Raw genomic sequence first — 25,591 nt, 5'->3', positions numbered from 1 at the left:
ATGGTGACGCGCGCCTCGCTCCCGCATATCCATCAGGTCAGTGTGTCCGACGGCGGTGTGCCGAAGAGGGCTGTCACCTCAGCGCTCGTCACGTCTCGTGGATTGACCGGTGATCGCCAACGTAACAGAACGTATCACGGTGGGGCCGATCGGGCGGTCTGTCTCTATTCGTTGGAGATGATCGAGGCGCTACGGGCAGAAGGTCATTCGATTGGGCCTGGTTCGTCCGGAGAGAATTTGACCGTTGCCGGGCTGGATTGGCCACGCATACAACCGGGTGACCGATTGACGATCGGCGAAACTGTGCAGCTGGAAATTATGAGTTATACGACTCCCTGCCGGCTGAACGGACAGTGGTTCAAGGATGGGGACTACGGACGGATCTCTCAGGAGGCGTATCCAGGCTGGAGTCGACTGTACGCGCGGGTCTTGTGTGAGGGAACAGTCAGTCAGGGGGATCTCGTCCTTGTGGAGATACCACGCGAGAAAGAATAAGTGGACATAGGGACTCAGTTGGCAAAGGGCATGACATGAAGCGTACGTTGGAGCCGGAGTTGATGGAGGATGTCGCGCAGGCCCGGGCCTACGCACAGGCCGATTTTGCCGAGGAGAACCAGGGATTCGTGGATCGGTTTCGCGACTATTTCCCTGATTGGAGTGCGGGTCATGTGCTGGATCTGGGTTGTGGCCCGGGTGATATTCCGATCCGCTTCCTTCGCTCGTATCCCGACGCGCGGGTGACGGCGGTGGATGCCAGTCGCGCCATGCTCGATTTGGCGGCTGACGCGGTGGCCGGAGCCGGGCTGGCTGAGCGCATCTCGCTTCGCTGCGAACGCTTTCAATCGCTCGTGTTGTCGGAGCAGGCCGATGCGCTCGTGTCGAACAGTCTGCTGCACCATGTGCCGAATCCCTTGCAGTTCTGGTTTCGTCTGAAACAGTTGGCCAAGCCCGGCGCCTGTATCCTGGTGATGGATTTGCTGCGGCCCGACTCACCAGAGGATGCCCAGGCATTGGTCGAGCAATATGCGGCCAATGAAGATCCCATGCTCAAACGGGATTTCTATCATTCGCTGCTGGCGGCGTTCACCGAAGATGAAGTGGCGGCGCAACTTGCGGAAATGAATCTCTCTCGACTGCTCATCGACGTTCCGGACGATCGACACTGGGTCGTCGGGGGCACGGTCATCTAACGATGGTGTCAGCTCCAGCTCATCGCCTCGGGCTTGTGTGATATCCACATCCCCTCCGCAGCCCGTGTGTGCAGGTAGGATCGATATGCGATTCTTCAGGGCCTTGGTCGGTGTGGTCATGGTCTTCGCCTGTCTCGCCGGCAGCGATGCCGTTCATGCCCAATTGGATCGCCTGCGCAAGCACAAGGCGCCTCATCCAGAGCCCCTCGCGGCTCCTCCTTCGATCGTGATCCCGGAGGGCGAGTTTCTCATGGGCGCTACGGGCCCCGATGCGCTCGAGGATGAGAAGCCGCAGCATGCGGTGTGGCTCGATCGGTTTGAGATCGACCTCCATGAAGTGACGACCGCCCACTATGCCGAATTCCTGGCCCACGCTCAGCGAACTGCGCCGTGGCAATGGGAGGCGGTGGATCTCGCCCAGCATCACGATCGTCCGGTCATCGGCGTGAGTTGGTTTGATGCGGAGGCCTATTGCCGGTGGCGGGGGCAGCGCCTCCCGACGGAAGCCGAATGGGAAAAGTCCGCGCGGGGCCCTGATGGGCGCGCTTTTCCCTGGGGGCATCAGGCTCCTCAGAATGGGTGGGCGAACTTCGGCCTGGGTGCCAGATTCAGTTATAGCCAGGCGCTGACGCCGGTTCAGCACTACGAGCAGGGGCGAAGTCCGTACGGGTTGTATCAGATGGCAGGGAATGCGGGGGAATGGGTGGCCGATTGGTATGGCGCGAGCTACTACGAGCTCAGTCCCTTCAAGAATCCGCCAGGGCCGGCTTCCGGTTCATTTCGAGTGATACGGGGAGGGTCGTGGTCGGATCTTCCGAAGTATCTGCTGGCCTACGGACGTGTTCGTCTTTTGCCGGAGACCCGCAACAGCTACACGGGATTTCGATGTGCCAAGACCGTTGATCCCGCTCCATGACCGTGAGCCGGGCACTCCTGCCCTCCGGCTCACGGGGTCTCGCCTGGACTAGAACAGACTCTTGCTCACTTCCACGGATTTCGCGCTCTCATTCCCTGACTTGTCGAAGGCCGATACGGCAAAGTAGTAGGTTGTGCCGGTTGGCAGGTTCGGAATCGTAAAGCTGGTGCTGTTGGTGACTTCGAACGGCCCCACGACACCGTAGCTGCCTGATCGTGTCCCGACATAGATCCGGTAACCAGCTAAATCTGATTCAGTGTTGGCATTCCAACTGACCGTGGCACTCGCGGTCTTCGGAGTCGCCGTCGGGGTCGCTGTCGTTGCCGAGGCGGTTGATTGCGCGGGGGGGGGGGACGGTGGCGGGGGCGTTGAGACGGCCGGTTGAGCGGGTGTGGGCGGCGTGGCCGATGCGGTTTGGCCGCCGGTCACCGTGAGGGTGACGGGAATACGCAGCGTATTCGAGAAGTTGTTGGGCCCTGACTCCACGATGTACACGACCGCCGAATAGGTGCCGGCCGCAAGGCCGGACGGTTGCGCCGTAATAACGATCTGATCGGTTTCGGAGGTAATGGTTTGGGTGCTGCCATAGGGCGGATTCATCCAGACCCACGACTGATTCGTGCTGATGTAGTAGAGGTGCTGGTCGGTACCCGTTTTCCGCAAGGTTAACGTTCCGACCGCATTGCTGCTGCTCAAGCTCAGGGCTGCCGGGGTCACCTGGATCGGTCCAGTGGTGACGGGTGCCGGAACGGGAGCCGGAGGGGTGACCGGGGTTGGTGCTGGTGGCGCCGGGGCCGGCGGAGGCGGAACCACCACCGGGGTCGGCGGCGGGGGTGGCGTCAGCATCACCGGCTTGGGTGTCGGAGTGACGGCAGCCGGGGGCGCCGGGGGCGGAGACGGCGGTGTCGTGACCGGTGTGGTGGTAACAGTGAGGGTGACCGGGATGCGGAGCATGTTGCTGAAGTTATTCGGTCCCGATTCCACAATGTAGATTACGGCCGAATAGGTTCCTGCCGCCAGCCCACTGGTCTGTGCGGTGACCACCAATTGGTCTGTTTCCGTGGTGATGGTTTGGGTGCTGCCGTAGGGCGGGTTCATCCATACCCATGATTGGTTCGTGCTGAGGTAATAGCTGTGTTGGTCGGTGCCACCTTTGCGCAACGCCAGCGTTCCGACAGCTGTTTGCCCCTTGGCGGCGGTCAGTGCCAATGCCAGCGGGTTGGTTGCAATGCCTGATGTCGGCACCACGGCCGGGGCGGGCGGTGCCGGTGGAGGCGGAGCCACCACGGGGGTCGGCGTGACGGCCGCTGGCGGCGGCGGAGCCACAGTTTCGCTGGTGACGGTGAGCGACACCGGGATCCGAAGCATGTTGGTAAAGTTGTTCGGTCCGGAATCGACGACATAAACCGTTGCTGAGTAGGTGCCAACGGCCAGATTGGCGGTTTGCACCGTGATGACCAGCTGATCGGTTTCGGAGGTAATGGTTTGGGTGCTGCCATAGGGCGGATTCATCCACACCCACGACTGGTTTGTGCTGAGATAATAGGTGTGCTGGTCCGTACTCGATTTCTTGAGCGCGAGTGTGCCGACGGCGGTTTGGCCTTTCGGGGCCGTCAAGACCAGCGCGGCTGGGCTGGGCAGGACGGGCGCCGTTCCGCTGCTTTGAGCTTTTGTGACGGCTGCGTCAAGGGACGGTTGCTGCAGTAAGCTCAACGTGGTTGAGGTGTCTGCGGCAGCGGCGGTTGAGACCAAGGCTGTTGCGCACAGCGTGGACGATAAACAACCGGCAACACTGAATACAAACACACTCCTGGGCGTCTTCATGGTGGTACCTCCGGGAAAATCACTGCGCCTATGGAGCAACCGGCGTGCCAGCCAAGAGCATCGGTGAATCGGCAGAACGTGGCGTCACGAGCCGATTTGCACTGATTTGCCATGCGTGCGCTGTTCAATTTTTGCGGGGTGTGCAAGTTCGAGCAGTCGCTGAAGGAGAAAGCCTTCGTCGGCCTTCGAGGGGTGAACAGTCGAGCCGTAGAATTTTGTGAGGATGGTGTACCCGCGACAGGGTGTGAAAAATATTTCCTGTCGGGATCGCGCTACGCCGCGGTGTGGCGAGAAATCCATTCCGTGAGCAAGGTCAGCATCTGCTGGAAGTCGGCGGGTTTGGTGAAGCGGTGATCGGCGCCGTCAAGAATTTCCAAGTGTTTGGGGCCGGACAAGGCGTGCAAGAGTCTCTGGCTCTGATGCAAGGGGACATATTCGTCCTGGTTACCCTGGACGATCAGGGTTGGGGCGGTGATCGTGTGCGCCGGGTCGTAGGCGATCTGCCGGAGGCAATCTTCGTAGAACTCATAGTCCAGCGGAATACGGGTTGGACCGCCGTGCAGATCTGGAATACTATTCGTTTGTTGCCATTCTTGTAATCCCTCCTGGCCAAGTTCAAGACGAAGCTCTTCACCAAAGTCGACCACGGGACATTTGAGCGCGAGGCAGGCGAGCGGCGGACCGGAAGCTGCCTGTGCGTGGTGCGCCTCCGTCCATTCGGCGGCAGCGAGGATCGAGAGGAGTCCGCCGAAACTGGACCCGACCAGGGCGAGCCGGTGGTACCCTCGCGCCACCAGATGTTGCAGCACGCTGATCGTCTGGGCGACTCCAATCGTGGTGGTTAAGTTGGCAAAGGGGCCGTCGCTCTCCCCGTGGCCGAAGCAATCAAATCGGAACGTGGCGATTCCCTGGTCCAGCAGGCGCGTCGCTAATGCCTGATTGCTGGTGCTGTTCTTGTGCGACAGGAATCCGTGGCAGAGGACGGCAATGGAGTCAGTTGCCAACTTCGGAGCGGCCAGCACTGCGGCGATTCGAGCACCGGCCTTGTCGTGGAGCACGACGGTTTCTTCCATGAAAGAGGACCTCTTACCGTCCGTCGGGATGTTTCGATTCGTTCGTGTTTGTCCGTTCGTGACCAGGATGTGCGTTGAGAGCCTGCGTGACCTTGACCGTCACCATGGTGAGGTGGATCAGGAGGAGTCCCAGGCTTCCCCAGGTGGCCGCCTGAATCCAAGGGGAGGAGAGCGGCAGGTTCCAGGTCAACGAGGCGACCAGCACCAGCCCCAATGCCCCGAAACTGACGGTCGACACCTGAGCCGCCCGCCAGCGATTCATGATGTGTTCGAGTACGTCACGGTACGGGCCGCGCTTTTTCTGATTCGGAATTCGTTGTGCGGCGAGCAACGGGGGGAACGCCATTGAGAGCCCACCGACGACCGCCTGAAGGACGAATCCGAGGAATGCGGTATGGGTGTAGGCCACCATGTGCAGGGTGCCGTAGGGCAAGGCCGGTGGTGTCCAGAGGTCATTGATGCCGAGTGCCAGGCCGATGCAGGTCATGATGAACAGGAAACAAAGCGCCGTGAGCAGATGATCGGTGGCGGTTGAGCCTGGTTGACCGGCCTGACTCCACGTGCGAAGGAGATTGAAGCAGCACAGGGCCAGCGTCAGGATCAGGCCGCCCCCCGCGACGAGCTGGATATGAATCGAAGAGAGGAGAAAGCCCGTGAGGAGTCCTGCGGCGCAAGCTGGAAGTAGGAGCAGGACCGCTTGACCCAATGCTGCGCTGTGCGGTGTGCGATGCAAGAGGATTGGCAGCGTGAGTTGAACGGTTCCAACGATGGCCATGGTCAGGAAGAGCAGAATCCCGGCATGCACATGACCAAGCCGAATAATGCCGTGCCAGGTTGGATACCAGGCTCCTGAGAGAAGTGCTCCGAGGATCAGGCTGCCGAAGAGTCCAAGGAGTGAGAACCCGAAAAAGAAGGATGAGAGGGACGTCCCGGCCGAACAGACGCGGAATGCATGAACCAGATGGCGCACGATCGGAGCGCAGACGGCGGCGAGGAGTAAGCCGGCAAGGAGAGTCAGGGTGGGGTCTCGTAGTGCCGCGCCGGCAGTGAACCCGAGGGCCACCAGATTGATACCGACAAACAACAGGCGGTGCTTCGAGCGGGTGCCCTCTTGTGCGGTGAGATCACTCGCCGTGAGTGCAAAGCCCGTCATCAGTTGGAGAAGCCCACCGATCAACACTCCATGAACGTGTAACAGGCGAAGGCCTGGCGGAAGAGGGGATCCGCGGACAATGCTCCAAAACGTGGCGAGTCCCAGGAGCGAGGTCAGCAGTAGCCAGCCCCAACCGGCCAGTAAGAACGATAGTGGTGATCCGAGCCCACGACTCATAGCCCTGTTATCCCTGGTTCAAAAAATAGAAATGATTGGTCGGTCCTTTGCCATGTCCGATCGCCAAGCTATGCCTGATGGCTTCGGTGAGATAGGTTTTGGCGGTTTGAATGGCGTCGGGGACAGTTTTCCCCCGGGCGATGTGTGCGGCAATAGCGGACGCAAAAGTGCAGCCGGTGCCGTGCGTATGCGGGGTGTCGATAAATTCCCCTTTGAAGATGTTGAAGAACCGTCCGTCATAGAGCAGATCAGTCCCGCGATCTTTTGGCAGATGGCCCCCCTTGATGAGCACATTGGCGCAACCGAATTGATGAATGACCTTCGCGGCACGGCGAGCATCGGCCAGCGAGGTAATCTCGATACCGGACAGCTGCTGCGCTTCATGCACGTTCGGTGTCACGAGCAAGGCCAGCGGGAAGAGCTCCTTTTTGATGGTATCGATGGCGTCTGGTTTCAGCAGCGCCTGCCCGCCTTTGGCGATCATGACAGGGTCTACGACCAGCTGTTGGATCTGTTGGGGTTTCAGGAGCTTCACGACCGTTCTGATGATCTCTGCCGAGGACAGCATGCCGGTTTTGACGGCCGCCACGTCGAAATCGTCGAAGATGGCGTCGAGCTGAGCGGCGATAATCGACGTGGGGAGTTCGAACACATCGGTGACTTCTTCCGTGTTCTGGGCGGTGATGGCTGTGATGACCGACATGGCATAGACGCCATTGGCCGACATGGCTTTCAGATCTGCCTGAATGCCTGCGCCGCCGCCTGAATCCGAACCCGCTATCGACAAGACTTGTTTGATCATGGATGGTTCCTGTGCGTGTGACCGGAGGTCATGGCCTACGGTGTGGGGGGTGTTGATCCCTGCGTGGCAGGGGTGTCTGGCTCAACGGCCGGCGCGGCGTCGAGTGTCAGTCCGTCCAGGGTGATGATTCGATCCGCCCGGGGCGACGTTTCATGGTAATGCAATGTCATCGGACCTGTCGGCGGTTTGTCTTTAGCCAGAAAGGATAAACTCGCATGCTGTTGCCGCTTCGGGTTCAGTTCCATTCCGCGGGTGCAGAGGCCTTCGCGATTCTGCGCGACGTTCTGTTTCCACTGCTCTCCATGCTCACCCACCAGATAGGTGTCGAGCAGCTGGCAGCCGATCTTGACCGGATGGGCCGTGCGGTTGGTGAAGAGCAGCTCGAGGCCGATCAGATCGTCTTGTCGCGAAATGTTGAGAATCGTGACTTTGTAGAGCTCGTTTTCATGGACGCTCAATACCGGGGCAGATTCCGTCACCGGTGCTACGGTCGTTGCCGGGGCAGGGGCAGCGGCTTGTTTCAGGAGTGCTGCCAGGGGGCCGGATTTCGGCACGATCGTCCGTGAGGCGCCGACGGGGTACACCGTGTACGGACCAATCAGCTTCGCTGTGACCTGCACCCCCTCAGGAAGTTCGAGGTACGAGCCGGTGACATACAGATCGGCGCGGAGGGCCTTCGCCACTTTCTTGGCCGCCTTGGCCTGCGACGTGTCGAGGTGAGTCAGTTGGTGCTTCTCCATGGTGGCGATCAGCAACTTGCGATCGACCACTTTGAGTTCTCCGGCGACGAGCAGGTGCGTCGCCAGCTCTTCGGCCAGGAATTGTCCGATGGGAGTCACCTCGCCTTTGTTGTCGACGAAGTCTAACAGTGCAAGCCGCGACTTCTTCATCTTGATCGCCTCGGCGGCCACACCTTCGGCGAGTTCCTTCACGCTGTCCTCATATTTCGAGGCAGCCAAGGAAGTGGAGTGCCAGAAGAGAAGCACAATGAGGCAGGGCAACAGACGAATCATCGGCACCCGTGTCCGATCACGTGACGCATGGCCCACATTATACTCACGTCGTCGATGCTGTCCAGCCTGTGCCGTTTACGGCGTCAATCGCGGCAATAGCGCCTTCGCCAAGGCACGCCCCACTCCATAGCCGAGTGGCAAACTGATCAATAACAGGACCGGAAGATAAAAGTAGGCGAGAGCCCCCTGCGCATCCGGGTGGACGAGCACGCTGACGTGCGTCCACCCCGCGATGGTCAGCATGACGAATTCCGCCGAGAGAAGCCCTAGCGCGCGGCGGTGGGCGATCAACGCCTGCTGGCTAGGGATGGTCCCCATGTGAAGGAGCATCACCAGGGCGAGGACTACGAAGGGGATGGCCGTCAGCACGCTCACGAGGAAGAGATTGTAGCCGGGGGCGAACAGATGCAGGGTAAACGAGCGCCAGGCCCGGGCAAGTGGCACGTCGTGCACCCAGGTGTCCACTCCCAGCATGATGGCCCAGGGGAGCAGAAAGCCAATCAGAAGAGTGAACCAGAATCCTAATCTGGTCAGGACTCGGAGGCGAGACGTTTTCTCCCGCGCGATGGGGGTCATTCGTGCCTACCTCCTGGGGCAACGCCGGGAGTCGGTGTCTGTCCGGACTCGATTGCGGCCACTGCGTCGGTGATGGCGGCCTGGACGATCGGGTCGGAATCCCGTCGTTGCTTGAGCGGGAGGAGCGCCTGTTTCGCTCCCTGGCCCATCCCGGACAGGGTTTCCACGGCCAGATACCGAATGAAGGGATGGTTATCATCGAGCAATGGCAGCACCGGCGTCAGGGCCTCGGTTGCCGCCGGGCCTACCTGAGCCAGTTGGTGCAGCGCATAGTCACGAGCCGTGCTGTGTCCCAGCATCATGCCGAGAGATTCGATATGCGCCGCGTCGCCGGTTCGTGGCTTCTCCAGTGCCGTCCGTGCAAGTGTCGCGATGCTTTTGTCTTGATCGTTCACCATCGGTGTCAACGCCGCCGCCGCTTCCTCGGACACCGGAACCGTAAACGCAAACTGTGCGACGGCCGTCTGGCGCACGAGTGATGAGGAATCACGCAGACCTGCAAGGAGCGCCGTGCCGACCGCGCCGGAGGGGATGCCGATAGTGGCCAGCGCGGTGAGTGCGTTGCGGCGCACGAGGGCGTCGGCATCATGCGTCGCGGCAACCAAGGCCGGCACCGACGGTTTGGCGACCGGTCCCAGGCTGCCCAGGATGGCGCAGGCCGTACGGCGCTGTTGCACATCCGTATCCTGCAGCCGCGGGATGAAGTGGGTCATGACGCGGCGAGAGGCCGAGAGATCAATCCACTTCAAGGCCGTGGCGGCGGTGGTATTCGCATGCTGGCTGCCGTCTTGGGTCGCCTGGCTGAGCAATTGTGGAATGGCCGCCCTGGCTGCTGGGCCGATCTGTCCCAACTGCTCTGCGGCGACGATGCGGGTTGAGGGATCATCGTCCTTCAACATCTCAATGAGCGTCGGCACGACCCGCGCTCCGGTCGAGAGCCAATACCAGAGTCCAAGCAGGCTGAGAACGAGAACGAGTCCAAGCAGGTGGAGCGTGATCTCGCGTGTGGTGAGGATGGTCGGTGATGAGGTGGTGACGGACATACGGAAGTCGAGGCCGGCGCTCTGTCTTGTGATGGACTCAGCCTAACATAACCTGGAAGGAAATCTGAAAGGGAGGGGACCTTGGCTCATCCTGGGGATGTTGCCGACAAAAACCGGGTATTTCCCTCGTAGTGAACGTGCGGGGGAACGACTAGCATGTGAGTAGGGAACACATGAACCCGGGAGGTCAATATGCCAGTCTATTTTCTCGGCGCATTGACGTTGTTGATCCTGGTGATTGCAGTCTGGGCCACGCTGGTGGACGACGAGGATGGGATGGAGGTCGAGCAGTATGAGCCGAAGTGGGAGCCTCTTACGGAGGAGCCGGGATACCGTAAGGCAAGTTAGTCCCGTCGCTGAGCGGTCCGTCCCACACGGTCACGCTTGAGGGTGTGTGTGCAGCTACTCTTCTGTTTCAGCACTCCTGCTTTCGACCTGGATATGTGATTGACGAGGGAGTGAGGCAGGGTCTGAGCGTGTTCACGACCCCGGTGAGATTGTTGCGCTGCGAGAGACGTACCGTCCTGCTTTGCAGGTGGCCTCTGCTGTTCGAAGCTGCGGAACGCAGCAAGTTCAGACGCCAAGGGAGTCTCTGGCAGAGCCCGCCGGGGTTGTGATTCCACGCGAAGAGGTTGCCTCACTCCCTCGTCCCCTCACACCGGCCACTTCTCCTCGTTCCAGGCCATCTCCCAAAACATCCATTCATACTTCGAGCTGATGAGAAACGAGTGTTCCATCCGCTTCTTTTCTTCGTGGCCGGCCGTTCGCGCCCAGGTGTCGATTCTGGCGCGCATCCATTCTTGAACCGCCTCGAACTCCGGCGAGGCATACAGCATCAACCAGTCTCGGTACGGGTGCTTGGCGGGTGGAGCGCCATTCTTCAGCAGATGTTTGCCGACGACGCAGTAGATCCATGCGCAGGGAAGCGCGACGACGCCGATTTCCGTGGCCGTGCCGCTTTGGGCGACGGTCAGCATGTGCCTGGTGTACGCGTAGTTGGTCGGGGACATCGGCTCGTTCAGCATGTCCTGCGGCGAGAGATTCCAGCGCTTCCCGTAGTTCTCGTGGAGGCTGCGCTCGACGATGATGGTGTCTTCGGCCAGTTTTGCGAAACGGAGCGCAGATTCGGCGTCCGGCGCTCGCACGGAGCCTGCGGCAAACACCCGCGCCAGGTCCGCGAGGAAGCGGGCGTCCTGAAGAATGTAGTAACGGAACTTCCGCTCCGACAACGTACCCTTCCCCAGTGCCAGCACAAACGGGTGGGTCAGTTGTGCGTCCCAGACGGGTTGGGCCAATTTTCGAAGATGGTTTGAAAACGACATCCGGTTCCTCCTTCCTCAGCCTCTGCGGATCCAGCTACGTACTCAGTACAACGGGAACGTCGCGAGCGATCACCACTGCATCCTAACTCTCATGCCCGCGGGGTCCAGGGTCTGGGGAGCTGATTAATCCCATCCAGGGCGGCGACCCGATAACATTCTGCGAGGGTCGGATAGTTGAACACCGCATCCACGAAGTAGTCGATCTGGCCCTGGTAGGCCATGACCGTCTGTCCGATATGGATGAGCTCCGTCGCGCCGTCACCGATCGCATGGACGCCGAGGAGTTGTCGGGTCTTGTTGTGGAACAGCAGTTTCAACATGCCGATCTCGTCGCCGATAATCTGCCCGCGTGCAATTTCCCGGTATCGGGCCATGCCGACGGCGTACGGGACTCCGTTCTTGGTCAGGTCGTCCTCGTTGCGGCCGATCATGGAGATCTCCGGAATGGAGTAGATGCCGTAGGGCATCAGGTCGGATTGGGTCTGACAGGGAATGCCGAAGGCATGACAGGCGGCATGGCGGCCCTGCTGCATGGACGTCGACGCCAGCGCGGGAAACCCGATGATGTCCCCGGCGGCATAGATGTGTGGGGCGGCGGTTTGATAGTGCTCGTTGACGGTCAGGCGTCCGCGCTCATCGGCGGAAAGGCCGATGGTGTGCAGATTGAGCGTGGCACTGGCTCCGGTACGGCCGACAGAATAGAGGACGGTGGAGGCGGCGATCTCTTTGCCGCTTTTCAGGCGGACGATGACCTGTTGTCCGGCCGTTCGCTCGACGGAGACGACCTCTTCGTTGAATCGGAGCACCACCCCGATGCTGCGCATGTGATACTGCAGCGCCTCGATGGTTTCCTGGTCGACAAACTCCAACAGCCGCGGGCGGCGCTCGATCAGGGTGACGTGAATGCCCATGGTCGCAAGAATTGAGGCGTATTCCGCACCGATGACGCCGCCGCCGATGATGGTGATGGACTTCGGAAGGTCTGTTAATGCGAGGAGTCCATCGGTGTCGATGATGGTCTGGTCGTCGAACGGAATGTGGGTGGGGCGGGCCGGGACCGTTCCGCAGGCAATGACAAAAAAGTCGGCCGTATGTTCCACGCGGTCGTCCGGACGCTCAATGAGCAGACGGTGTGGATCGAGGAACGAGGCCGTCCCGAAGCACAGGTCGACATTGTTCCGCGTCATCTGGTTTTGAATGATTTCGATTTCACGCGTGATGACGTGGTTGGCCCGGAAGGTCAGGTCCGTCATGGTGATGTCCTGCTTGACGCGATAGCTGGCGCCGTACAGGCTTCGCTGGTGAAATCCGGAGAGGTACAGGGCGGCTTCGCGCAGGGATTTGCTGGGGATCGTGCCGGTGTTGGTGCAGACACCGCCGACGACCCGTTTACGCTCGACGATGCCGACCTTCTTCCCCAGTTTAGCCGCCTGAATGGCGGCTTTTTGCCCTGCCGGGCCGGTGCCGATCACCAGGAGATCATAATGCGCCATGTGCGCTCCTACTGCCCTGGACGGCTTCCCGCCCTGGGCGGCCGCTCTCACACATTCTGAATGGTGGTACGATACGCCGCTCGCGCCGTCACGCGGACCCAGGTTCGCCCACCCAACTGCTCTATGCCACGATGAGAATGAGGGGTGTCAACCACCGGTGACCTCAGCTGGCCGTGACCAGCTTCCGCGCGAATCGAAAGGCTTCTTCGAGGTCCGGCAGTTGTGCCAGCTCGGGGGTGATCTGGAGATAGCGAACCTTGTTGTCCTTGTCCACCACCAACACGGCCCGGCTCAGCAGATGGAGGTCCTTGAGCAGTAGCCCGTGCGCCTTGCCGAAATCCGCTGCACGATAGTCTGACAGGAAGGTCACGTTCGAGATCTTGGCTTCCTCCGCAAAGCGCTTTTGCGCGAAGGGCGTGTCGACGCTGATCGTGATGAGCTCCACCATGCGGTCGAGTCCCATATTTTTCTCGCTGAGATAGTGGGTTTGTTGCTCACAGACCTTCGTGTCGAGCGACGGGACGATGCTGATGATCCGGACCTTCCCTTTGCCCTTCGTCTCGTTGATGGGGATCATCGACAGGTCCGGTTGGGCAAGTTTCACGTCGCGCAGCTTGTCGCCCACCTTCACTCCCATTCCCGCGAGCATCAGGGGTTTGCCCTGGAAGAGAATGTTATTGCTTTCACCGGCCACGGCGCTGCCGTCGGCCACCGGCATGTCCTTGTAGGAAAACGCACTCTTGCCGTGACCCGGCAAGGTGCCACAGGCGCTGAGTCCCAAGTAGAGCAGTGTGAGCAGTATTGGGGTGGGACGTAGACCGTGCGTAACTGAAGGGCTATGGGCCGACATAGAAAATCTCCATGGACAAGGGGCGGAACCTCAATCGTTCAGTCAGCCACTCTATGGCCGGCTGCGGACTCTGTCAAGGTTGGAGGAATTCTGTGATATGCCGGTTTACGACGTGCGGTTGCTCCCACTGCGGGATGTGACCGGCGTTCGGGATCAGGATGAAGCGGGAGCCTGTGATCAACGCCTGCAGATCCCGGCCCACTTGCGGGGGAAAGAGGCGGTCTTGTTCGCCCCAAAGAATGAGTGTGGAGTGCCGGACGTCCCTGAGTCGCGGAGCGAACTGTTGTTCCCAGAGCGGCAGGCTATCGCGGAGCGCGAGGAGCGGCGTGATCATGTCGGCTCTCTGCCGGTTCCGGTTGGACCGGTCGATCACCAACGGTGTCACGAGGGTGTGGTCATAGACGATTTCTTTCAGCACGGCTTCCATGGCGCGGTTGCCGAACAGCAACGCGCCGAAGCGGGCCAGCCAGGCCGGGGCATGGGTGTCGACGGCGCGGCGCATCAGTGGGCTGACGAGGCGTTCGCGCACGTGGTCCGGAAATCCGTCGATCAGCACCAGCCGGTCGACTCGCTCGGGGTGAGTCAATGCCAGACCAAGGGCCACGCCGGCTCCCATGGAACTGCCGACGAGGGTTGCAGAGGGCAAGCCCAAGCTCTCCATCAGGCCATGGATGGTGTCAATCAGATCTTCGGGACGGTAGTCGATGTCGGGTTTATCGGACAGTCCGGAGCCGATGAGATCCGGCGTAATGACGCGAAAGGTTCCTGTAAGAGGGCGTTGATATTCCCATTGCCACATGGAGCCGCCGTAGCCATGGATGAGGATCAGCGGCGGACCTTGGCCCTCGTCGAGATAGGCGATGCGATGGCCGTTGACAGAGGCGGTATGGACGGGAATTCGCTGGATCGCGTCGAACCAGGGAGGGATGTCCGGTGCTGCCGCGCAACCATGCATCAGGACACTCGCGAGGAGCCAGGCGGTGGCAGATTGCGGCGAGATCCTCACGAAGCGGAGGAGGAACGCCGCGCGCATCATCCGTTAATCCAGCTGGATGACGGTTTCGTCGGTTTTGACGTTGTCGCCCTCGGCAGCCAGAATGGCGGTGACCCGTCCATCCATGGGAGCCGGGACCTGGCTTTCCATTTTCATGGCTTCGATGATCAGGAGCGGATCGCCGGTCTTGACCTGGGCGCCTTCCGTCACGAGGATCTTCACCACCCGGCCGGGCATGGGCGGGGCGACATCGCCGGGCTTGGTCGGCCGGGGGCGTTTCGGCTTTGAGGTGCTACCGGCTTCGGGGGATTCCGGCACGCCCGCCAACACTTCCTGGAGCGGTTCAAGCGACACTTCCTGCAGGCGGTCGTTGACGCGAATGTAGTACGGTTTACGGCCGTCGGTCGTGCGACCGGATCCTGATACGACGACATGGTAGTTCTCGCCGTGCACCGTGATATTGAATTCAGCGGGAGCGAGGTGCAGATCGTGCGCCACGGCCGGGCCTTTGGCTTCGGCCGGCTCAAGCGGTTCCGGATGGAGATCTCCCCGTTCACGAGCTTCGAAGAAGTCCCTGGCAATGGCCGGAAAGAGGGCGAAGGACAGCTGATCTTCCGGGGTCGTCGCCGTCGGGGGCATGTCCTTCTTCAACTTTTCGAATTCCGGCTCCAACCGGTCGGCCGGCCGGCCCTTGACCGGCTCCTCATCGCCGACGGCGCGAGCCATGATGCCCTTATCGAGCGGGCCCGGTGCGCGACCGTACAAGCCCAGGAAATAATTTTTCGTTTCGGTGGTGATGACCTTGTAGCGTTCCCCCTGTTCACCCGTCAGCACATTCAACGTGGCTTGTGTGCCGACGATCTGGCTGGTGGGAGTTACGAGCGGGGGATACCCCATTTCTTTCCGCACACGCGGGACTTCGTCGAGCACTTCTTTCATGCGATCCAGGGCATCCTGTTCGGCCAATTGGGCGGCGAGGTTCGACAACATGCCGCCGGGGATCTGCGAGGTGAGAATTTCGGCGTCGACCCCGGTGAAGTCGCTTTCAAACTGGCGATATTTTCGGCGCACGTTACGGAAATGTTCCGTGATCGGTTCAAATTGACGGAGATCCAACCCGGTGTCGTACGGTGTGTCGCGCAGGCTGGCGATCAAGGTTTCAGTCGGTGGGTGTGAGGTCCCGCCGGCTAACGGGGACACCGACGTGTCCAACATGTCGAGCCCGCCCATGACCGCCATCAGGGCCGACATGGAGGCCATGCCGGAGGTATAGTGGCTGTGGAGATGGATCGGCACCCGCACGGCCTTCTTGAGGCGTCGAATGAGATGATAGGCATCCAGCGGTGCGAGGAGCCCGGCCATGTCCTTGATACAGAGGGTATCGGTGCCCAGGTCTTCCAACTGCTTGGCCATGGACACGAAGCGATCGATGCTGTGGACCGGGCTCACGGTATAACAAATCGTGGCCTCGACATGTTTGCCGCAGGCCTTCACCTCGCGGATGGCGCGATCCAGGTTGCGCACGTCGTTCAGCGCATCAAAAATGCGAAACACATCGATGCCGTTGGCCGCCGACCGTTCGATGAATTTGTCGAGTACGTCGTCGGCGTAATGCCGGTATCCTACGAGGTTCTGTCCGCGCAGTAACATCTGCAACTTGGTGTTCGGCATGGCATCCCGAAGGGCCCGGAGGCGCTCCCAGGGATCTTCCTTGAGAAAGCGAAGGCAGGTGTCGAACGTCGCCCCACCCCAGACCTCCAACGACCAGTAGCCGATGGCGTCGAGTTTTTGGGCGATCGGTAACATGTCTTCCGTGCGCATTCTGGTGGCAAGGAGTGACTGGTGTCCGTCGCGGAAGGCGACATCGGTCAACAGCAGTTTTTTCCCCGGCGCGGCTTCTAGGTGCAGTTCCGGATTCGTCGGGTGCAACGGGCGATCGCCGCGGGCGGCAGCCTTTCGGCTGGGCTTCGCCGGCGTTTTCTTCGCGGGGCTTTTCTTGGGGGCGGTTTTCTTGGTCTTTTTCGTTGCCATGCTGACGGCCTCGGGGCGGCGGAATCGCTCGCGTAACAGGGTTGAGGTGGTGCTGCCTGGTGGCTGGGAGGTCAGAGTCCTTCGTAGGCGGCGATTGCTGCAGAGATCGCCAGCACCAGGTCCTCAGGCTCCTCGGATTCTTCGTATTGATACAGGTCCGGATGTGTGTCCAGGTACGAGGTGTCGAACCGTCCGGCCTGGAAGTCCTGCTCCATCATCACGTTCTTCATAAATGGAATCGTCGTTTTCACACCGCGTAGGACGTACTCCTCGAGCGACCGGCGCATACGGCTCACGGCTTCTTCCCATGTCCGTCCCCGTACGGTGAGTTTCGCCAGCAATGCGTCGTAGTAGGGGGGAATCGTGTAATCGCGGTAGACGGCGCCGTCGATGCGGACGCCGATGCCTCCGGGAGACAAATAGGCGGTGACGGTGCCGGTGCACGGCATGAAATTGTTGCGCGGATCCTCTGCGTTGATGCGGCATTGGATCGCATGCCCCTGCAACGTCACGTCCTTCTGCCGGATCTCCAGTGGCTTTCCCGCCGCGACGGAGATTTGGTTGCGCACGATATCGATCGCCGTGATCTGTTCGGTGACGGTGTGTTCGACCTGGAGACGTGGGTTCATCTCCATGAAGTAGAAATGGCCTTCGTGGTCGAGGAGGAATTCCACGGTGCCGGCATTGTCATAGTTCACCGCTCTCGCGATGGCAATGGCGGCTTCGCCCATTTGGGTGCGCAGTTTTGGCGTGAGAACCAGCGATGGGGCGATCTCGATCAGCTTCTGATGGCGGCGTTGGATGGAGCAATCCCGCTCTCCTAAGTGGATGATGTTGCCATGTTTATCCCCCAGGATCTGGAATTCGATATGGTGCGGGCGCTCAATGTACTTTTCGATGAAGATGCTCCCGTCGCCGAATGCCGCCAGGGCTTCCCGCGACGCGACTTCCATATTTTCGCGCAGTTCCTGATCGGAGCGAACCACCCGCAGGCCGCGGCCTCCTCCGCCGGCGCTGGCCTTGATCATGACCGGATAGCCGATGCGGTTGGTGAACTCCAGTGCTTCCTCAACGGTGGTGATGCCGCCTTCGGTGCCTGGGACGATTGGAAGCCCCGCTTGCTGGGCGATCTGTCGAGCCTTGACCTTGCTGCCCATGAGGTCGATCGTTTCGGGGGAGGGACCGATGAAGGTGATGCCCGAGCTGTGGCAGAGTCGCGCGAATTTGGCGTTTTCGGAGAGGAATCCGTAGCCGGGATGGATCGCATCGGCGCCGATGCGCTTCGCAATTTCCACAATCTGTTTGCCGTCGAGGAAGCCTTTGACCGGGCCGGGGCCTACGAGATAAGACTCATCGGCCTTTTTGACGTAGATGCCGGAGGAGTCGGCCTCGGAATAAATCGCCGCCGTCGCGATGTTGAGCTCGCGACAGCCGCGAATGATGCGCATGGCGATTTCGCCACGGTTGGCAACAAGGATCTTCCGGAACATGATGGGATTACGAGAGGATTGGAGCCGCAGCTCACCTCCGGGTCGTCTCCAAAAAGTTCGCGTAACCTAGCATAGGGTCAGGAGAGTTGTCGAGACGAACGAGGGTGAAACAGCGAATCCGGGGAGGGCGACATGGGCAGGAGGGAGGCCTCCTGCCCGAGGGCCTTACTTGGCTTGGATAAGCAGCGGCTTCGATTGCGCGCTGCCGCCACCGGCGACCACGATGATGAAGGACATGCCGGCTTTCGCGTCCGGCACGACGGCTTCGATCGTGGTTTCGTTGACGAATTGATAGTCGATCTTATCCTTGGGTGCGGCGCTGAACGTCACCCCATGAAAACATTCTTTGCTGCCGAAATTTTCCCCCTTGATGGTGACCTTGTCGCCGGGCTTGGCTTCATCCGGCTCGATCTTGCCGATAGAGGGGCGCTTCGAACGATCGCAGACGGGGTCCTTTTCGAGCTTCGACGTATCGGAGCCCTTGATCGATTCGGTGTTGAACATCGTATACCCGGCACCTTCCACCATGGCCCCTTCCTGGGCTTGCCCGGGATGGAGTATGGCGACGCTTGTACCGAAGGCCACCGTGATGCCGAGGAGTGCGGGAAGAAATGTGCGCATAAAAGCCTCCTATTAGGGAGATGATGTCTTGGGAAGCGGTGTATAGGATTCACTGAGTATCTTTTGCCCCTCGTCTGAGAGGGCGAATTGCTCGAACGCTTCGATGAGCGGATCAGGTTCGTTGTTCGAGAGCAGCAACACCGGTCGCCGCAGGGGATAACGCCCGTCTTTGACGGTGGGCGTTTCCGGTTCGACCTTGTCGATCGGCAGCAAGCGCACCGGCACGCCGGAGGCCACGGCTTCCAACGCCTGGCCGAGTGAGAGATAGGTGACGGCCGAGTGAGGCGGGAGCGTGCCGGCGACCGTTTTGATCACTTTTTCATCCTTCGCGATGACTTTCGTCGCATCGGGAATCTTGCCGGTGATGCCCAGAAGCTGCTCGAAGGCGTCGCGATTGTTTTCGTTGCGAGGCCGGTCGAGCAGCAAGATCTTGGTGTCCGGCCCGCCCAAATCAGCCCAGAATTTGTACTTGCCCGAGAACAGTTCGGCGACTTCCTGTTTCGTCACTTCTTTCGTGAAGTTCGAACGATGGACCATGATGGCAATGCCGTCCCAGGCAATCTGAACCGACCGGAATCCGTTCTCGGGGTTCCCGGTCACGGCGATGTTCGCCTGCTTGGCCTTGAGCATCTCAAGCGGTTTGGAATTGTCGTCCCAGGCGACGTCGATGTAGGCGCGAGGATTGGCTTTTTCAAATGCGTGGGCCAGGGATTCTATGACGTGTTGTTCTGGGCCATGGCCGGCAATCATCATCGAGCCGGCGACCTCCGCCAAGGCCGGGAGCGCACTGAGGAGCAGGAGGAAGGCAGAAACTAATCCGCTGATACGGGAGACCATGCTGAACGACTCTCCTTGTGCCGTTGAGTGGTTGCTCTGGGGCCCCATTCGCCAGCCGTCCACGTCCGCGCGATAGTGTGGGGGCGGTCGTCAGGACGTGGCCCGATTACGGGGGAGTATTTTCCGTCGGGGTGACTGCGCCGGCCATCATCTCCGGGCTGACATCTACCCGCTTGCCCATGGCAGGCGGCAGTTTCGAGAATCGATCCATGCGTTCATTCAGCATGTCGTAGGCTTTGATCTCCTCGAATCCTGGCTTATGGCTGCCCTTCACTTTTGAGGCAAAGGAAGAGAACATCCGGGTGGCACCAAGTTTGTTACATTTCGGGCAGACCGTATCCTCCTGCCGGGCGTGCATGGACTGGGTGGCTTCGAACTGGTGGGTACATTGTTCGCAGCGATATTCGTAGACCGACATGGTCGACTCCTTGGATGACGTGCCCCGGCTCCACCCGGGCAGGGTGGGCGAGAGAACGGCACTCTCTGTGTGGAAACGCTTGACCCTATGCGTAACTTTGCACTATTGTACCGAATCTTTGTGTCGAAACGCGAGCCACATTTAGAGGAGCGGTTGAAATGCCCCTGTTAATTCGAAAGTACAAAGGTAGCGGCGGTGTCATGCAGGAAGAGCGTATCGATGATCCGGATCGGATCGAGCGGTATATGCGACTGTTCGAGGAGAAGGACGTCAAGAAGCTGGAAAGCGGTGTCAAGACCGTGATCGAGAAGGACGAGTGGCAGCTCCTGCCCTAACGCAACCTCCTGGTTTGATTCCATAATCTCATGCTCATTGCCGTCACGGAGCCGTTGGGGCTCGGTGATTCCTGCGCGTTGCTCTCTCCGCGACATGCGTGGTAGGGTGCGAGTGCAACGGTAACGACGGCGGAATCCGACGGGGTACCATGGTCTATTGGATTCACATTGCACGCGCGATCGATCGAGTGACGCTTCATCGGGATCGTTGTTCGGAAGTGCCATCCAGCGTTTCCAGCAGCGATTTTTGGGAAGGCGGCTGGTTCGATTACCCGGACAAGGAGCGCGCATTGGCGGCGATGGAGTTGGCCGGGACCAGCGACGAGCGCAAATGTGCACTCTGCAAGCCCTAACATCAGGAATGATCATGCGTGAATGGTGATTGCTGACGGGCGGAATTGGGGAGCCGCTTCCCGCTCCGCCCGTCAGTCAGTCTCATTCCGCATCGTGCTTCGCCATGCCTCAACTTGCGCTGCTCCTCACGACCGTGGTGTGGGGGGCAACGTTTCCGGCTACGAAAGCCGCACTCGAACAAATCTCCCCGCTGTCGTTCCTGTTCCTGAGATTTCTGCTCGGCACGCTCGTGGTGTGTGCGGTGCTCGTGCTCATGCGCCGTGCGCTGACGACAAATACCGCCATGCTGCGGATGAGTGTGGTTGCGAGCAGTTGGCTGTTTCTCGGGTACGTACTGCAGACGGTGGGGCTGCATTTGACGACGGCGTCGAACTCGGCGTTTATCACGGTGCTGTATGTCGTCTTCGTTCCCCTCTACCTCCGCAGGCTCGGTGCGCACACGTGGGTGGCCAATGGGATGGCCTTAGTCGGCCTATGGTTCCTGGTCAAGCCAGCGGCATCCGCCAACCTCGGGGATGTGCTGACCTTGGGGAGCGCGGCTGCCTTTGCCGCGCATATCGTCTGTTTGGAACGGTATACGCGGGTGACTGACGCCGTCTCCTTGTTCGCCTGGCAATTGGTGCTGATGACAGTGGCCATGCTGGGGGCGATGTGGTGGGAGGAGCCGACTGCGACCATGTTCGCGCCAACGCAGGTGTTAGTGGTCGGGCTGGTGGTGACTGGGGTCTTGGCGACCGGCGCGTTTGGGGTGCAGATGTGGGCACAGCAACTCCTGCCGGCCCAGCAAGTCGCATTATTATTCGCGGCAGAGCCGGCTATCGCGGCCTGGCTGGCCTGGTATTTCCTGGGTGAGAACCTGGATGCGCAGGGATGGTTCGGCAGCGTGATGATCCTGGGCGGTGTCCTGCTTGGTTCGTGGGTGTCAGGTGAGGGGGCCGCGACACAGGCAACGTCCGTGTCTGTGCGTCCGGAGGGAGGGGAGCGTGGCTCAGAAGTTCGGGAATAGCCGATGGGTGCAAGAAGGATTTCTCGATAATCGAGAAGACGGGACGGTGGTTGGTCGGATCACCTTCGCGGTGCTAGGACCGGTCGAGTTCTATCTCGCCGGGAATTGCCGTGGAGAAATTGCCGGCAGAGTGATTCGGTTCAAGAATAGCCGGTTCGCGGATGAGGACCTTGCTGCTCAGGTGTTGGGTGACGTCGAGATTCCCCAGGTTGGGGACGCCAGTCTGATTTCCTTCGATCCGCACCCGCATTTGGTGCCGCATCCGTACATCGAGTGGTTCTCGATGAAGAAAAATCACTACCGTATCGAGTTGGCGCCGGAGGACGCGTGGATTGCGAGCGACGCGGAAATCGCAGAGATCGATTCGGTGAGCAGCGAGATTCGGGGGCGGTTGCGGGCTCTGTATGGGCGGAAGCCTGCGTCGGCGGAAGAATCAGAGTGGGTTTAGTGCGGCGTCAAGGGGGCGGGCTTGAATGACCGCCCCCCTTGTATCGTCAGGCGAGTTTGCTTTTTCCTTCCCGAACGTGCGTTGGGACTTCGCGGATATCCCACACTAAGCCGACCGCTTGCATGGCACGGAGGATGTAGTAGGTAATGTCGATTTCCCACCAATAGAATCCCTGGCGGGTCGAGGCCGCATAGTAGTGATGGTTGTTGTGCCATCCCTCGCCGAGCGTGATCATGGCAAGGATGAAGTTGTTCTTGCTGTCATCCCCCGTCTTGTAACGCTGCGATCCATACACATGCGAGAGCGAGTTGATCGTGCAGGTGCCGTGGAGCAGGGCCACGGTAGACACGAAGAACCCCCAGATCAACATTTGCGGACCATTCGTGCCGAGTCCTGGTGCATAGGCTTCCAGCAGCTTCCCCAGTCCGAACATGCCGAATCCGCAGATGGTGGGCACTAGCGTGTCGAAGCGATCCAGAAAGCGCAGTTCGGGGAACTTGGCGAAGTCGCCGATGCTCTTCAGGCGTGGCGGGAAAAACTTCTTGGAGCTGATCCAGCCGATATGGGCCCAGAGGAATCCTCCCTGGCGGACCGAATGCGTGTCTTCGGGCTTATCGGAATAGATGTGGTGGTGCCGATGGTGGCCGGCCCACCAGAGGGGACCGCGTTGTGCGCACGACGAGCCCAACAACGCAAAGGCAAATTGACAGGCTCGGGAAGTCTTGAATGTGCGATGCGAGAAATAGCGGTGATACCATCCGGTGATGGCGAACATGCGGATGAAGTAGAAGGCGGCGCAGACGCCTACGGCAACCCAACTCCAGCCGACGATGAACACGCCGAGACAGATCAAGTGGACCGTGATGAGCGGAATGGCCCGCAGCCAGTCCACGGTGGCGGGAGCAGCATCGGTTTTCATGTTTTCGATGCCGGCCCACGAATCAAACCAATGCAGGATCGTCAGCCAGGGTGTGTGGCTCGGGGCCTGCGCAACCGCAGGTTGTTCGACGGTTTTAGGCAGCTCACCGTTCTCGGGTAAGGTGAGTGGATGCAAGTCACTACTCATGCCACCTCCACAGTTGTGTCAATCAGGATGCGTTACCGAGGGGTCGCGCCGCTCTTGCAGTCGCGGGATTTCATCTTTGCGGCGCTTGCGAGTAATGCGATAGGCAGGCCGCTCAATACACGGGATAGTGTCGATCAGTGAGCGAAGAGACTCAGGTTTTCAGACACGTGCGAGTAGTATACACGGATCAGTAGGGAAATGTCGTGAGATTTTTGATCCTTGCGTCGGGATTTTTTTGACATGCGCGGCGGTTACGACGGGACTGTACGCCTCGGCCGGGGCGATGAGGCCGGCTGCGCAATCGTTCTCGGCTCAGATTGTTTGACTCTGTTCTGACTGCCCCTCTACAATGCGCCCCACTATGAATGATCGATTTTTGAAAGCGTGCCGGCGCGAACCGGTTGATTGTACGCCGGTCTGGTTCATGCGCCAGGCAGGCCGGTACATGATCGAATATCGACGATTGCGGGAAAAGCACTCGATCCTCGAACTCTGTAAAACGCCGGAATTGGCGGCGCAAGTCACCTTGCAGCCCATTGACCGGTTTGCCCTCGACGCCGCCATCATCTTCGCCGACATTTTGCTGCCCCTTGAACCGATGGGCCTCTCCCTGGAATTTGCCGAGGGCGAAGGACCGATCATTCACAATCCCGTACGGGATCGCGCGGCGGTGGATCGGCTCAAGGTCATGGACGACGACGGCCTTCAATATGTGATGGACGCCATCAGCCTCACCCGCACGATGCTGGCCGGCCGTGTCCCGCTGATCGGATTTGCCGGGGCTCCGTTTACGCTGGCGAGTTATGCCATCGAAGGGGGCAGCTCTCGCAACTACATTCATACCAAGCAGATGATGTACGGCGAGCCGGAAGTCTGGCATCGCTTGATGGATAAGTTTGCGCGGGTGATCACCGGCTACCTTCGTCGGCAAGTCAAGGCCGGGGCTCAGGCCGTGCAGCTGTTCGATAGCTGGGTGGGCTGCCTGTCGGCCGGTGACTATGCCGAATATGTCATGCCGCACGTGCAACTGATTTTTGACGGCCTCAAGCATGAGGGGGTGCCGCTCATTCATTTCGGCACCGGGACGACCGCCATCCTCAAGTCGATGCGTCAGGCAGGTGGCGATGTGATCGGCATCGATTGGCGCATTCCACTCGATGAGGCCTGGGCCATGGTGGGGCACGATCGCGCTGTGCAGGGAAACCTGGATCCGGTGGCATTGTTTGCTCCCATCCATGAGATTGAGCGGCGCGTGACGGACATTCTGCGGAGGGCCGGCGGACGTCCAGGGCATATTTTCAACCTTGGCCACGGCATTCTCCCCAATACGCCCGTGGAACATGTCGCCGCAACGATTGATCTCGTCCATCGATTAAGCAAAACATAACCAGGCTGCGGCTGGAGTTGAGCATGCCTCTATCCCAGCGACCGATCGCCATATTGCTGATGGCCATGGGTGGGCCAGATTGTCTGGACAATGTCGAGCCGTATCTGAAGGATGTGCGGGGCGGGCGACCGACCTCTCCCGAACTGGTGGAAGAAATCCGGACTCGCTATCGGATGACTGGCGGGAAATCTCCCGTGCTCGAGATTACGCGCGAGGTTGCCGGCGCGCTGGAACGGCGGTTGAATGACTCAGGCGAAGCACGCTATCGCTGCTACGTCGGGTTGCGGCATTGGCATCCTTTTATCAAGGAAACCTACGCCGAGCTGCGACACGCCTGCCCGGAACGGATTATCGGGCTGTGCATGGCGCCACAATACTCTTCCCTCAGCATCGGGGCGTACATGCAACAGGTGGAAGACGCGCGGGCTGCCTGTGCTGATGAGACGCCGATCAGTTTCGTGACGAGTTGGCATCGTCATCCATTGTTGATCGCCGCCATCGTCGAGCATATTCAGCGGACCTTGAACACGTTTCCCGCAGGCGTGCGTGAACAGGTGCCGGTGGTGTTTACCGCCCACAGCCTGCCGGAGCGGGTGATCGCCATGAAGGATCCCTACCCCGAGGAGGTCCATGGCACCGCTCAAGCGGTCTGTGCGCAACTCGGCGACCGCCCGACGCGCTTCGCCTATCAAAGTCAGGGACGCTCGGGAGAGACCTGGTTGGGGCCATCCGTTGAGGCGACAGTGGAGGCGTTGGCGGATGAAGGACACCGGCATGTGCTGGTGGCGCCGATCGGCTTTCTCTGTGACCACGTGGAAACGCTGTACGATATTGATATTGAGCTCACCGAGTCGGCCCGAGCCAAGGGAATTGACCTGAAACGAATCCCCATGCTGAACGCCTCGGCTCCATTGATCGACATCCTGACGTCGGTGGTGGATGCACACGAGTCCACGCTGGTTGATTAGACGGATGTTGAAACAGGCCTGCAGCATTGTTCTTGCGTCGCTCCGAGGGTCGACCTACCCAGCGACGTACGACTCACCTCCCCGCGTGGAGCCGTCGCGCTACAGGACCTGGTTGCCTATCCTCGGGAAATCATTCGTCGCTTATCCTGACGCTCGAAATGTTCATGGATCGTCGCAGTCTTGTCTCACCTCCTACTAGCAGCA

The 25,591-nt window shown here is 60.1% G+C and carries 27 protein-coding genes; 10 read left to right on the top strand and 17 right to left on the bottom strand.

Annotated features, from left to right (window positions below; genetic code table 11):
* The first annotated feature begins 3 nt into the window (after positions 1-3).
* From JNL86_14085 to JNL86_14075, 3 genes are all read left to right on the top strand, one after another.
* Positions 4-495, top strand: a complete 492-nt coding sequence (locus tag JNL86_14085; protein MBL8044039.1) for an MOSC domain-containing protein — start codon at positions 4-6, stop codon at positions 493-495.
* Between the two features lie 35 nt (positions 496-530).
* A complete protein-coding gene (locus JNL86_14080; GenBank protein ID MBL8044038.1) occupies positions 531-1,190 on the top strand; it encodes a class I SAM-dependent methyltransferase in 660 nt (219 codons plus the stop codon).
* A gap of 85 nt (positions 1,191-1,275) precedes the next feature.
* Entirely contained in the window at positions 1,276-2,106 is an 831-nt protein-coding gene (locus JNL86_14075) for a formylglycine-generating enzyme family protein (GenBank protein MBL8044037.1), read from the top strand.
* Positions 2,107-2,154: 48 nt separating this feature from the next.
* On the opposite strand, the gene JNL86_14070 is transcribed toward JNL86_14075, so the two are convergent.
* From JNL86_14070 to JNL86_14040, 7 genes are all read right to left on the bottom strand, one after another.
* Positions 2,155-3,930, bottom strand: coding sequence for a fibronectin type III domain-containing protein (locus tag JNL86_14070; protein ID MBL8044036.1), 1,776 nt, complete (start codon positions 3,928-3,930; stop codon positions 2,155-2,157).
* A gap of 272 nt (positions 3,931-4,202) precedes the next feature.
* Complete coding sequence (locus JNL86_14065; GenBank protein MBL8044035.1) at positions 4,203-5,003, bottom strand: alpha/beta fold hydrolase; 801 nt, start codon at positions 5,001-5,003, stop codon at positions 4,203-4,205.
* 13 nt (positions 5,004-5,016) lie between these two features.
* On the bottom strand, positions 5,017-6,333 hold the full coding sequence (locus JNL86_14060; protein MBL8044034.1) for a hypothetical protein: 1,317 nt from the start codon (positions 6,331-6,333) through the stop codon (positions 5,017-5,019).
* Between the two features lie 7 nt (positions 6,334-6,340).
* The gene (thiD, locus tag JNL86_14055; protein MBL8044033.1) at positions 6,341-7,135 is read right to left on the bottom strand and encodes a bifunctional hydroxymethylpyrimidine kinase/phosphomethylpyrimidine kinase; all 795 of its coding nucleotides are present in this window, start codon (positions 7,133-7,135) and stop codon (positions 6,341-6,343) included.
* A gap of 35 nt (positions 7,136-7,170) precedes the next feature.
* On the bottom strand, positions 7,171-8,148 hold the full coding sequence (locus JNL86_14050; protein ID MBL8044032.1) for a hypothetical protein: 978 nt from the start codon (positions 8,146-8,148) through the stop codon (positions 7,171-7,173).
* A gap of 75 nt (positions 8,149-8,223) precedes the next feature.
* Complete coding sequence (locus JNL86_14045; GenBank protein ID MBL8044031.1) at positions 8,224-8,724, bottom strand: hypothetical protein; 501 nt, start codon at positions 8,722-8,724, stop codon at positions 8,224-8,226.
* Positions 8,721-9,767 (bottom strand): HEAT repeat domain-containing protein, encoded by a 1,047-nt coding sequence (locus tag JNL86_14040; protein ID MBL8044030.1) that lies wholly within the window; start codon positions 9,765-9,767, stop codon positions 8,721-8,723. The genes JNL86_14045 and JNL86_14040 overlap by 4 nt, the downstream gene beginning before the upstream one ends.
* Before the next feature lie 192 nt (positions 9,768-9,959).
* On the opposite strand from JNL86_14040, the gene JNL86_14035 reads away from it, so the two are divergent.
* On the top strand, positions 9,960-10,115 hold the full coding sequence (locus tag JNL86_14035; GenBank protein MBL8044029.1) for a hypothetical protein: 156 nt from the start codon (positions 9,960-9,962) through the stop codon (positions 10,113-10,115).
* A 305-nt stretch (positions 10,116-10,420) separates the two neighbouring features.
* On the opposite strand, the gene tenA is transcribed toward JNL86_14035, so the two are convergent.
* From tenA to JNL86_13990, 9 genes are all read right to left on the bottom strand, one after another.
* Positions 10,421-11,089 (bottom strand): thiaminase II, encoded by a 669-nt coding sequence (tenA, locus tag JNL86_14030; GenBank protein ID MBL8044028.1) that lies wholly within the window; start codon positions 11,087-11,089, stop codon positions 10,421-10,423.
* Between the two features lie 89 nt (positions 11,090-11,178).
* Positions 11,179-12,582, bottom strand: a complete 1,404-nt coding sequence (sthA, locus tag JNL86_14025) for a Si-specific NAD(P)(+) transhydrogenase (GenBank protein ID MBL8044027.1) — start codon at positions 12,580-12,582, stop codon at positions 11,179-11,181.
* A 163-nt stretch (positions 12,583-12,745) separates the two neighbouring features.
* Positions 12,746-13,432: a thiol peroxidase gene (gene tpx, locus JNL86_14020; protein MBL8044026.1), complete on the bottom strand. Its 687-nt coding sequence runs from the start codon at positions 13,430-13,432 to the stop codon at positions 12,746-12,748.
* Positions 13,433-13,505: 73 nt separating this feature from the next.
* The gene (locus JNL86_14015) at positions 13,506-14,468 is read right to left on the bottom strand and encodes an alpha/beta hydrolase (protein MBL8044025.1); all 963 of its coding nucleotides are present in this window, start codon (positions 14,466-14,468) and stop codon (positions 13,506-13,508) included.
* 3 nt (positions 14,469-14,471) lie between these two features.
* The gene (gene oadA, locus JNL86_14010; GenBank protein ID MBL8044024.1) at positions 14,472-16,457 is read right to left on the bottom strand and encodes a sodium-extruding oxaloacetate decarboxylase subunit alpha; all 1,986 of its coding nucleotides are present in this window, start codon (positions 16,455-16,457) and stop codon (positions 14,472-14,474) included.
* Positions 16,458-16,528: 71 nt separating this feature from the next.
* Positions 16,529-17,947 carry an acetyl-CoA carboxylase biotin carboxylase subunit gene (gene accC / locus JNL86_14005; GenBank protein ID MBL8044023.1) on the bottom strand — a complete coding sequence of 473 codons (1,419 nt, stop codon included), beginning with the start codon at positions 17,945-17,947 and terminating at the stop codon, positions 16,529-16,531.
* Between the two features lie 165 nt (positions 17,948-18,112).
* A complete protein-coding gene (locus JNL86_14000; GenBank protein ID MBL8044022.1) occupies positions 18,113-18,568 on the bottom strand; it encodes an IPT/TIG domain-containing protein in 456 nt (151 codons plus the stop codon).
* Positions 18,569-18,580: 12 nt separating this feature from the next.
* Positions 18,581-19,405, bottom strand: a complete 825-nt coding sequence (locus tag JNL86_13995) for a substrate-binding domain-containing protein (protein ID MBL8044021.1) — start codon at positions 19,403-19,405, stop codon at positions 18,581-18,583.
* Positions 19,406-19,511: 106 nt separating this feature from the next.
* Positions 19,512-19,823, bottom strand: a complete 312-nt coding sequence (locus JNL86_13990) for a zinc ribbon domain-containing protein (GenBank protein MBL8044020.1) — start codon at positions 19,821-19,823, stop codon at positions 19,512-19,514.
* 158 nt (positions 19,824-19,981) lie between these two features.
* On the opposite strand from JNL86_13990, the gene JNL86_13985 reads away from it, so the two are divergent.
* The 4 genes from JNL86_13985 to JNL86_13970 all read left to right on the top strand — a co-directional run bounded on the left by JNL86_13985 (position 19,982) and on the right by JNL86_13970 (position 21,966).
* A complete protein-coding gene (locus JNL86_13985) occupies positions 19,982-20,158 on the top strand; it encodes a hypothetical protein (protein MBL8044019.1) in 177 nt (58 codons plus the stop codon).
* Positions 20,159-20,307: 149 nt separating this feature from the next.
* Positions 20,308-20,511, top strand: a complete 204-nt coding sequence (locus JNL86_13980) for a hypothetical protein (protein MBL8044018.1) — start codon at positions 20,308-20,310, stop codon at positions 20,509-20,511.
* A gap of 104 nt (positions 20,512-20,615) precedes the next feature.
* Positions 20,616-21,518: a DMT family transporter gene (locus JNL86_13975; GenBank protein ID MBL8044017.1), complete on the top strand. Its 903-nt coding sequence runs from the start codon at positions 20,616-20,618 to the stop codon at positions 21,516-21,518.
* Positions 21,496-21,966, top strand: coding sequence for a hypothetical protein (locus tag JNL86_13970; protein ID MBL8044016.1), 471 nt, complete (start codon positions 21,496-21,498; stop codon positions 21,964-21,966). The genes JNL86_13975 and JNL86_13970 overlap by 23 nt, the downstream gene beginning before the upstream one ends.
* Before the next feature lie 46 nt (positions 21,967-22,012).
* Here JNL86_13970 and JNL86_13965 read toward each other — a convergent pair whose 3' ends face one another.
* A complete protein-coding gene (locus tag JNL86_13965) occupies positions 22,013-23,032 on the bottom strand; it encodes an acyl-CoA desaturase (protein MBL8044015.1) in 1,020 nt (339 codons plus the stop codon).
* Positions 23,033-23,393: 361 nt separating this feature from the next.
* Between JNL86_13965 and hemE the strand changes: the two genes are divergently transcribed.
* Both hemE and hemH read left to right on the top strand, forming a co-directional pair.
* Positions 23,394-24,419 (top strand): uroporphyrinogen decarboxylase, encoded by a 1,026-nt coding sequence (gene hemE / locus JNL86_13960; GenBank protein MBL8044014.1) that lies wholly within the window; start codon positions 23,394-23,396, stop codon positions 24,417-24,419.
* A 17-nt stretch (positions 24,420-24,436) separates the two neighbouring features.
* Positions 24,437-25,387: a ferrochelatase gene (gene hemH, locus JNL86_13955; GenBank protein ID MBL8044013.1), complete on the top strand. Its 951-nt coding sequence runs from the start codon at positions 24,437-24,439 to the stop codon at positions 25,385-25,387.
* The last annotated feature ends 204 nt before the right edge of the window (positions 25,388-25,591 follow it).

The organism is Nitrospira sp., from assembly GCA_016788885.1.
Lineage (GTDB): Bacteria > Nitrospirota > Nitrospiria > Nitrospirales > Nitrospiraceae > Nitrospira_A.
This window is presented reverse-complemented; position numbering and strand designations above follow the sequence as displayed.

Bases quoted from the DNA above. Each gene is read 5' to 3' on its own strand.
- JNL86_14080 (MBL8044038.1), top strand. From the start codon at position 531: ATGAAGCGTACGTTGGAGCCGGAGTTGATGGAGGATGTCGCGCAGGCC.
- JNL86_14075 (MBL8044037.1), top strand. From the start codon at position 1,276: ATGCGATTCTTCAGGGCCTTGGTCGGTGTGGTCATGGTCTTCGCCTGT.
- JNL86_14070 (MBL8044036.1), bottom strand. From the start codon at position 3,930: ATGAAGACGCCCAGGAGTGTGTTTGTATTCAGTGTTGCCGGTTGTTTA.
- JNL86_14065 (MBL8044035.1), bottom strand. From the start codon at position 5,003: ATGGAAGAAACCGTCGTGCTCCACGACAAGGCCGGTGCTCGAATCGCC.
- JNL86_14060 (MBL8044034.1), bottom strand. From the start codon at position 6,333: ATGAGTCGTGGGCTCGGATCACCACTATCGTTCTTACTGGCCGGTTGG.
- thiD (MBL8044033.1), bottom strand. From the start codon at position 7,135: ATGATCAAACAAGTCTTGTCGATAGCGGGTTCGGATTCAGGCGGCGGC.
- JNL86_14050 (MBL8044032.1), bottom strand. From the start codon at position 8,148: ATGATTCGTCTGTTGCCCTGCCTCATTGTGCTTCTCTTCTGGCACTCC.
- JNL86_14045 (MBL8044031.1), bottom strand. From the start codon at position 8,724: ATGACCCCCATCGCGCGGGAGAAAACGTCTCGCCTCCGAGTCCTGACC.
- JNL86_14040 (MBL8044030.1), bottom strand. From the start codon at position 9,767: ATGTCCGTCACCACCTCATCACCGACCATCCTCACCACACGCGAGATC.
- JNL86_14035 (MBL8044029.1), top strand. From the start codon at position 9,960: ATGCCAGTCTATTTTCTCGGCGCATTGACGTTGTTGATCCTGGTGATT.
- tenA (MBL8044028.1), bottom strand. From the start codon at position 11,089: ATGTCGTTTTCAAACCATCTTCGAAAATTGGCCCAACCCGTCTGGGAC.
- sthA (MBL8044027.1), bottom strand. From the start codon at position 12,582: ATGGCGCATTATGATCTCCTGGTGATCGGCACCGGCCCGGCAGGGCAA.
- tpx (MBL8044026.1), bottom strand. From the start codon at position 13,432: ATGTCGGCCCATAGCCCTTCAGTTACGCACGGTCTACGTCCCACCCCA.
- JNL86_14015 (MBL8044025.1), bottom strand. From the start codon at position 14,468: ATGATGCGCGCGGCGTTCCTCCTCCGCTTCGTGAGGATCTCGCCGCAA.
- oadA (MBL8044024.1), bottom strand. From the start codon at position 16,457: ATGGCAACGAAAAAGACCAAGAAAACCGCCCCCAAGAAAAGCCCCGCG.
- accC (MBL8044023.1), bottom strand. From the start codon at position 17,947: ATGTTCCGGAAGATCCTTGTTGCCAACCGTGGCGAAATCGCCATGCGC.
- JNL86_14000 (MBL8044022.1), bottom strand. From the start codon at position 18,568: ATGCGCACATTTCTTCCCGCACTCCTCGGCATCACGGTGGCCTTCGGT.
- JNL86_13995 (MBL8044021.1), bottom strand. From the start codon at position 19,405: ATGGTCTCCCGTATCAGCGGATTAGTTTCTGCCTTCCTCCTGCTCCTC.
- JNL86_13990 (MBL8044020.1), bottom strand. From the start codon at position 19,823: ATGTCGGTCTACGAATATCGCTGCGAACAATGTACCCACCAGTTCGAA.
- JNL86_13985 (MBL8044019.1), top strand. From the start codon at position 19,982: ATGCCCCTGTTAATTCGAAAGTACAAAGGTAGCGGCGGTGTCATGCAG.
- JNL86_13980 (MBL8044018.1), top strand. From the start codon at position 20,308: ATGGTCTATTGGATTCACATTGCACGCGCGATCGATCGAGTGACGCTT.
- JNL86_13975 (MBL8044017.1), top strand. From the start codon at position 20,616: ATGCCTCAACTTGCGCTGCTCCTCACGACCGTGGTGTGGGGGGCAACG.
- JNL86_13965 (MBL8044015.1), bottom strand. From the start codon at position 23,032: ATGAGTAGTGACTTGCATCCACTCACCTTACCCGAGAACGGTGAGCTG.
- hemE (MBL8044014.1), top strand. From the start codon at position 23,394: ATGAATGATCGATTTTTGAAAGCGTGCCGGCGCGAACCGGTTGATTGT.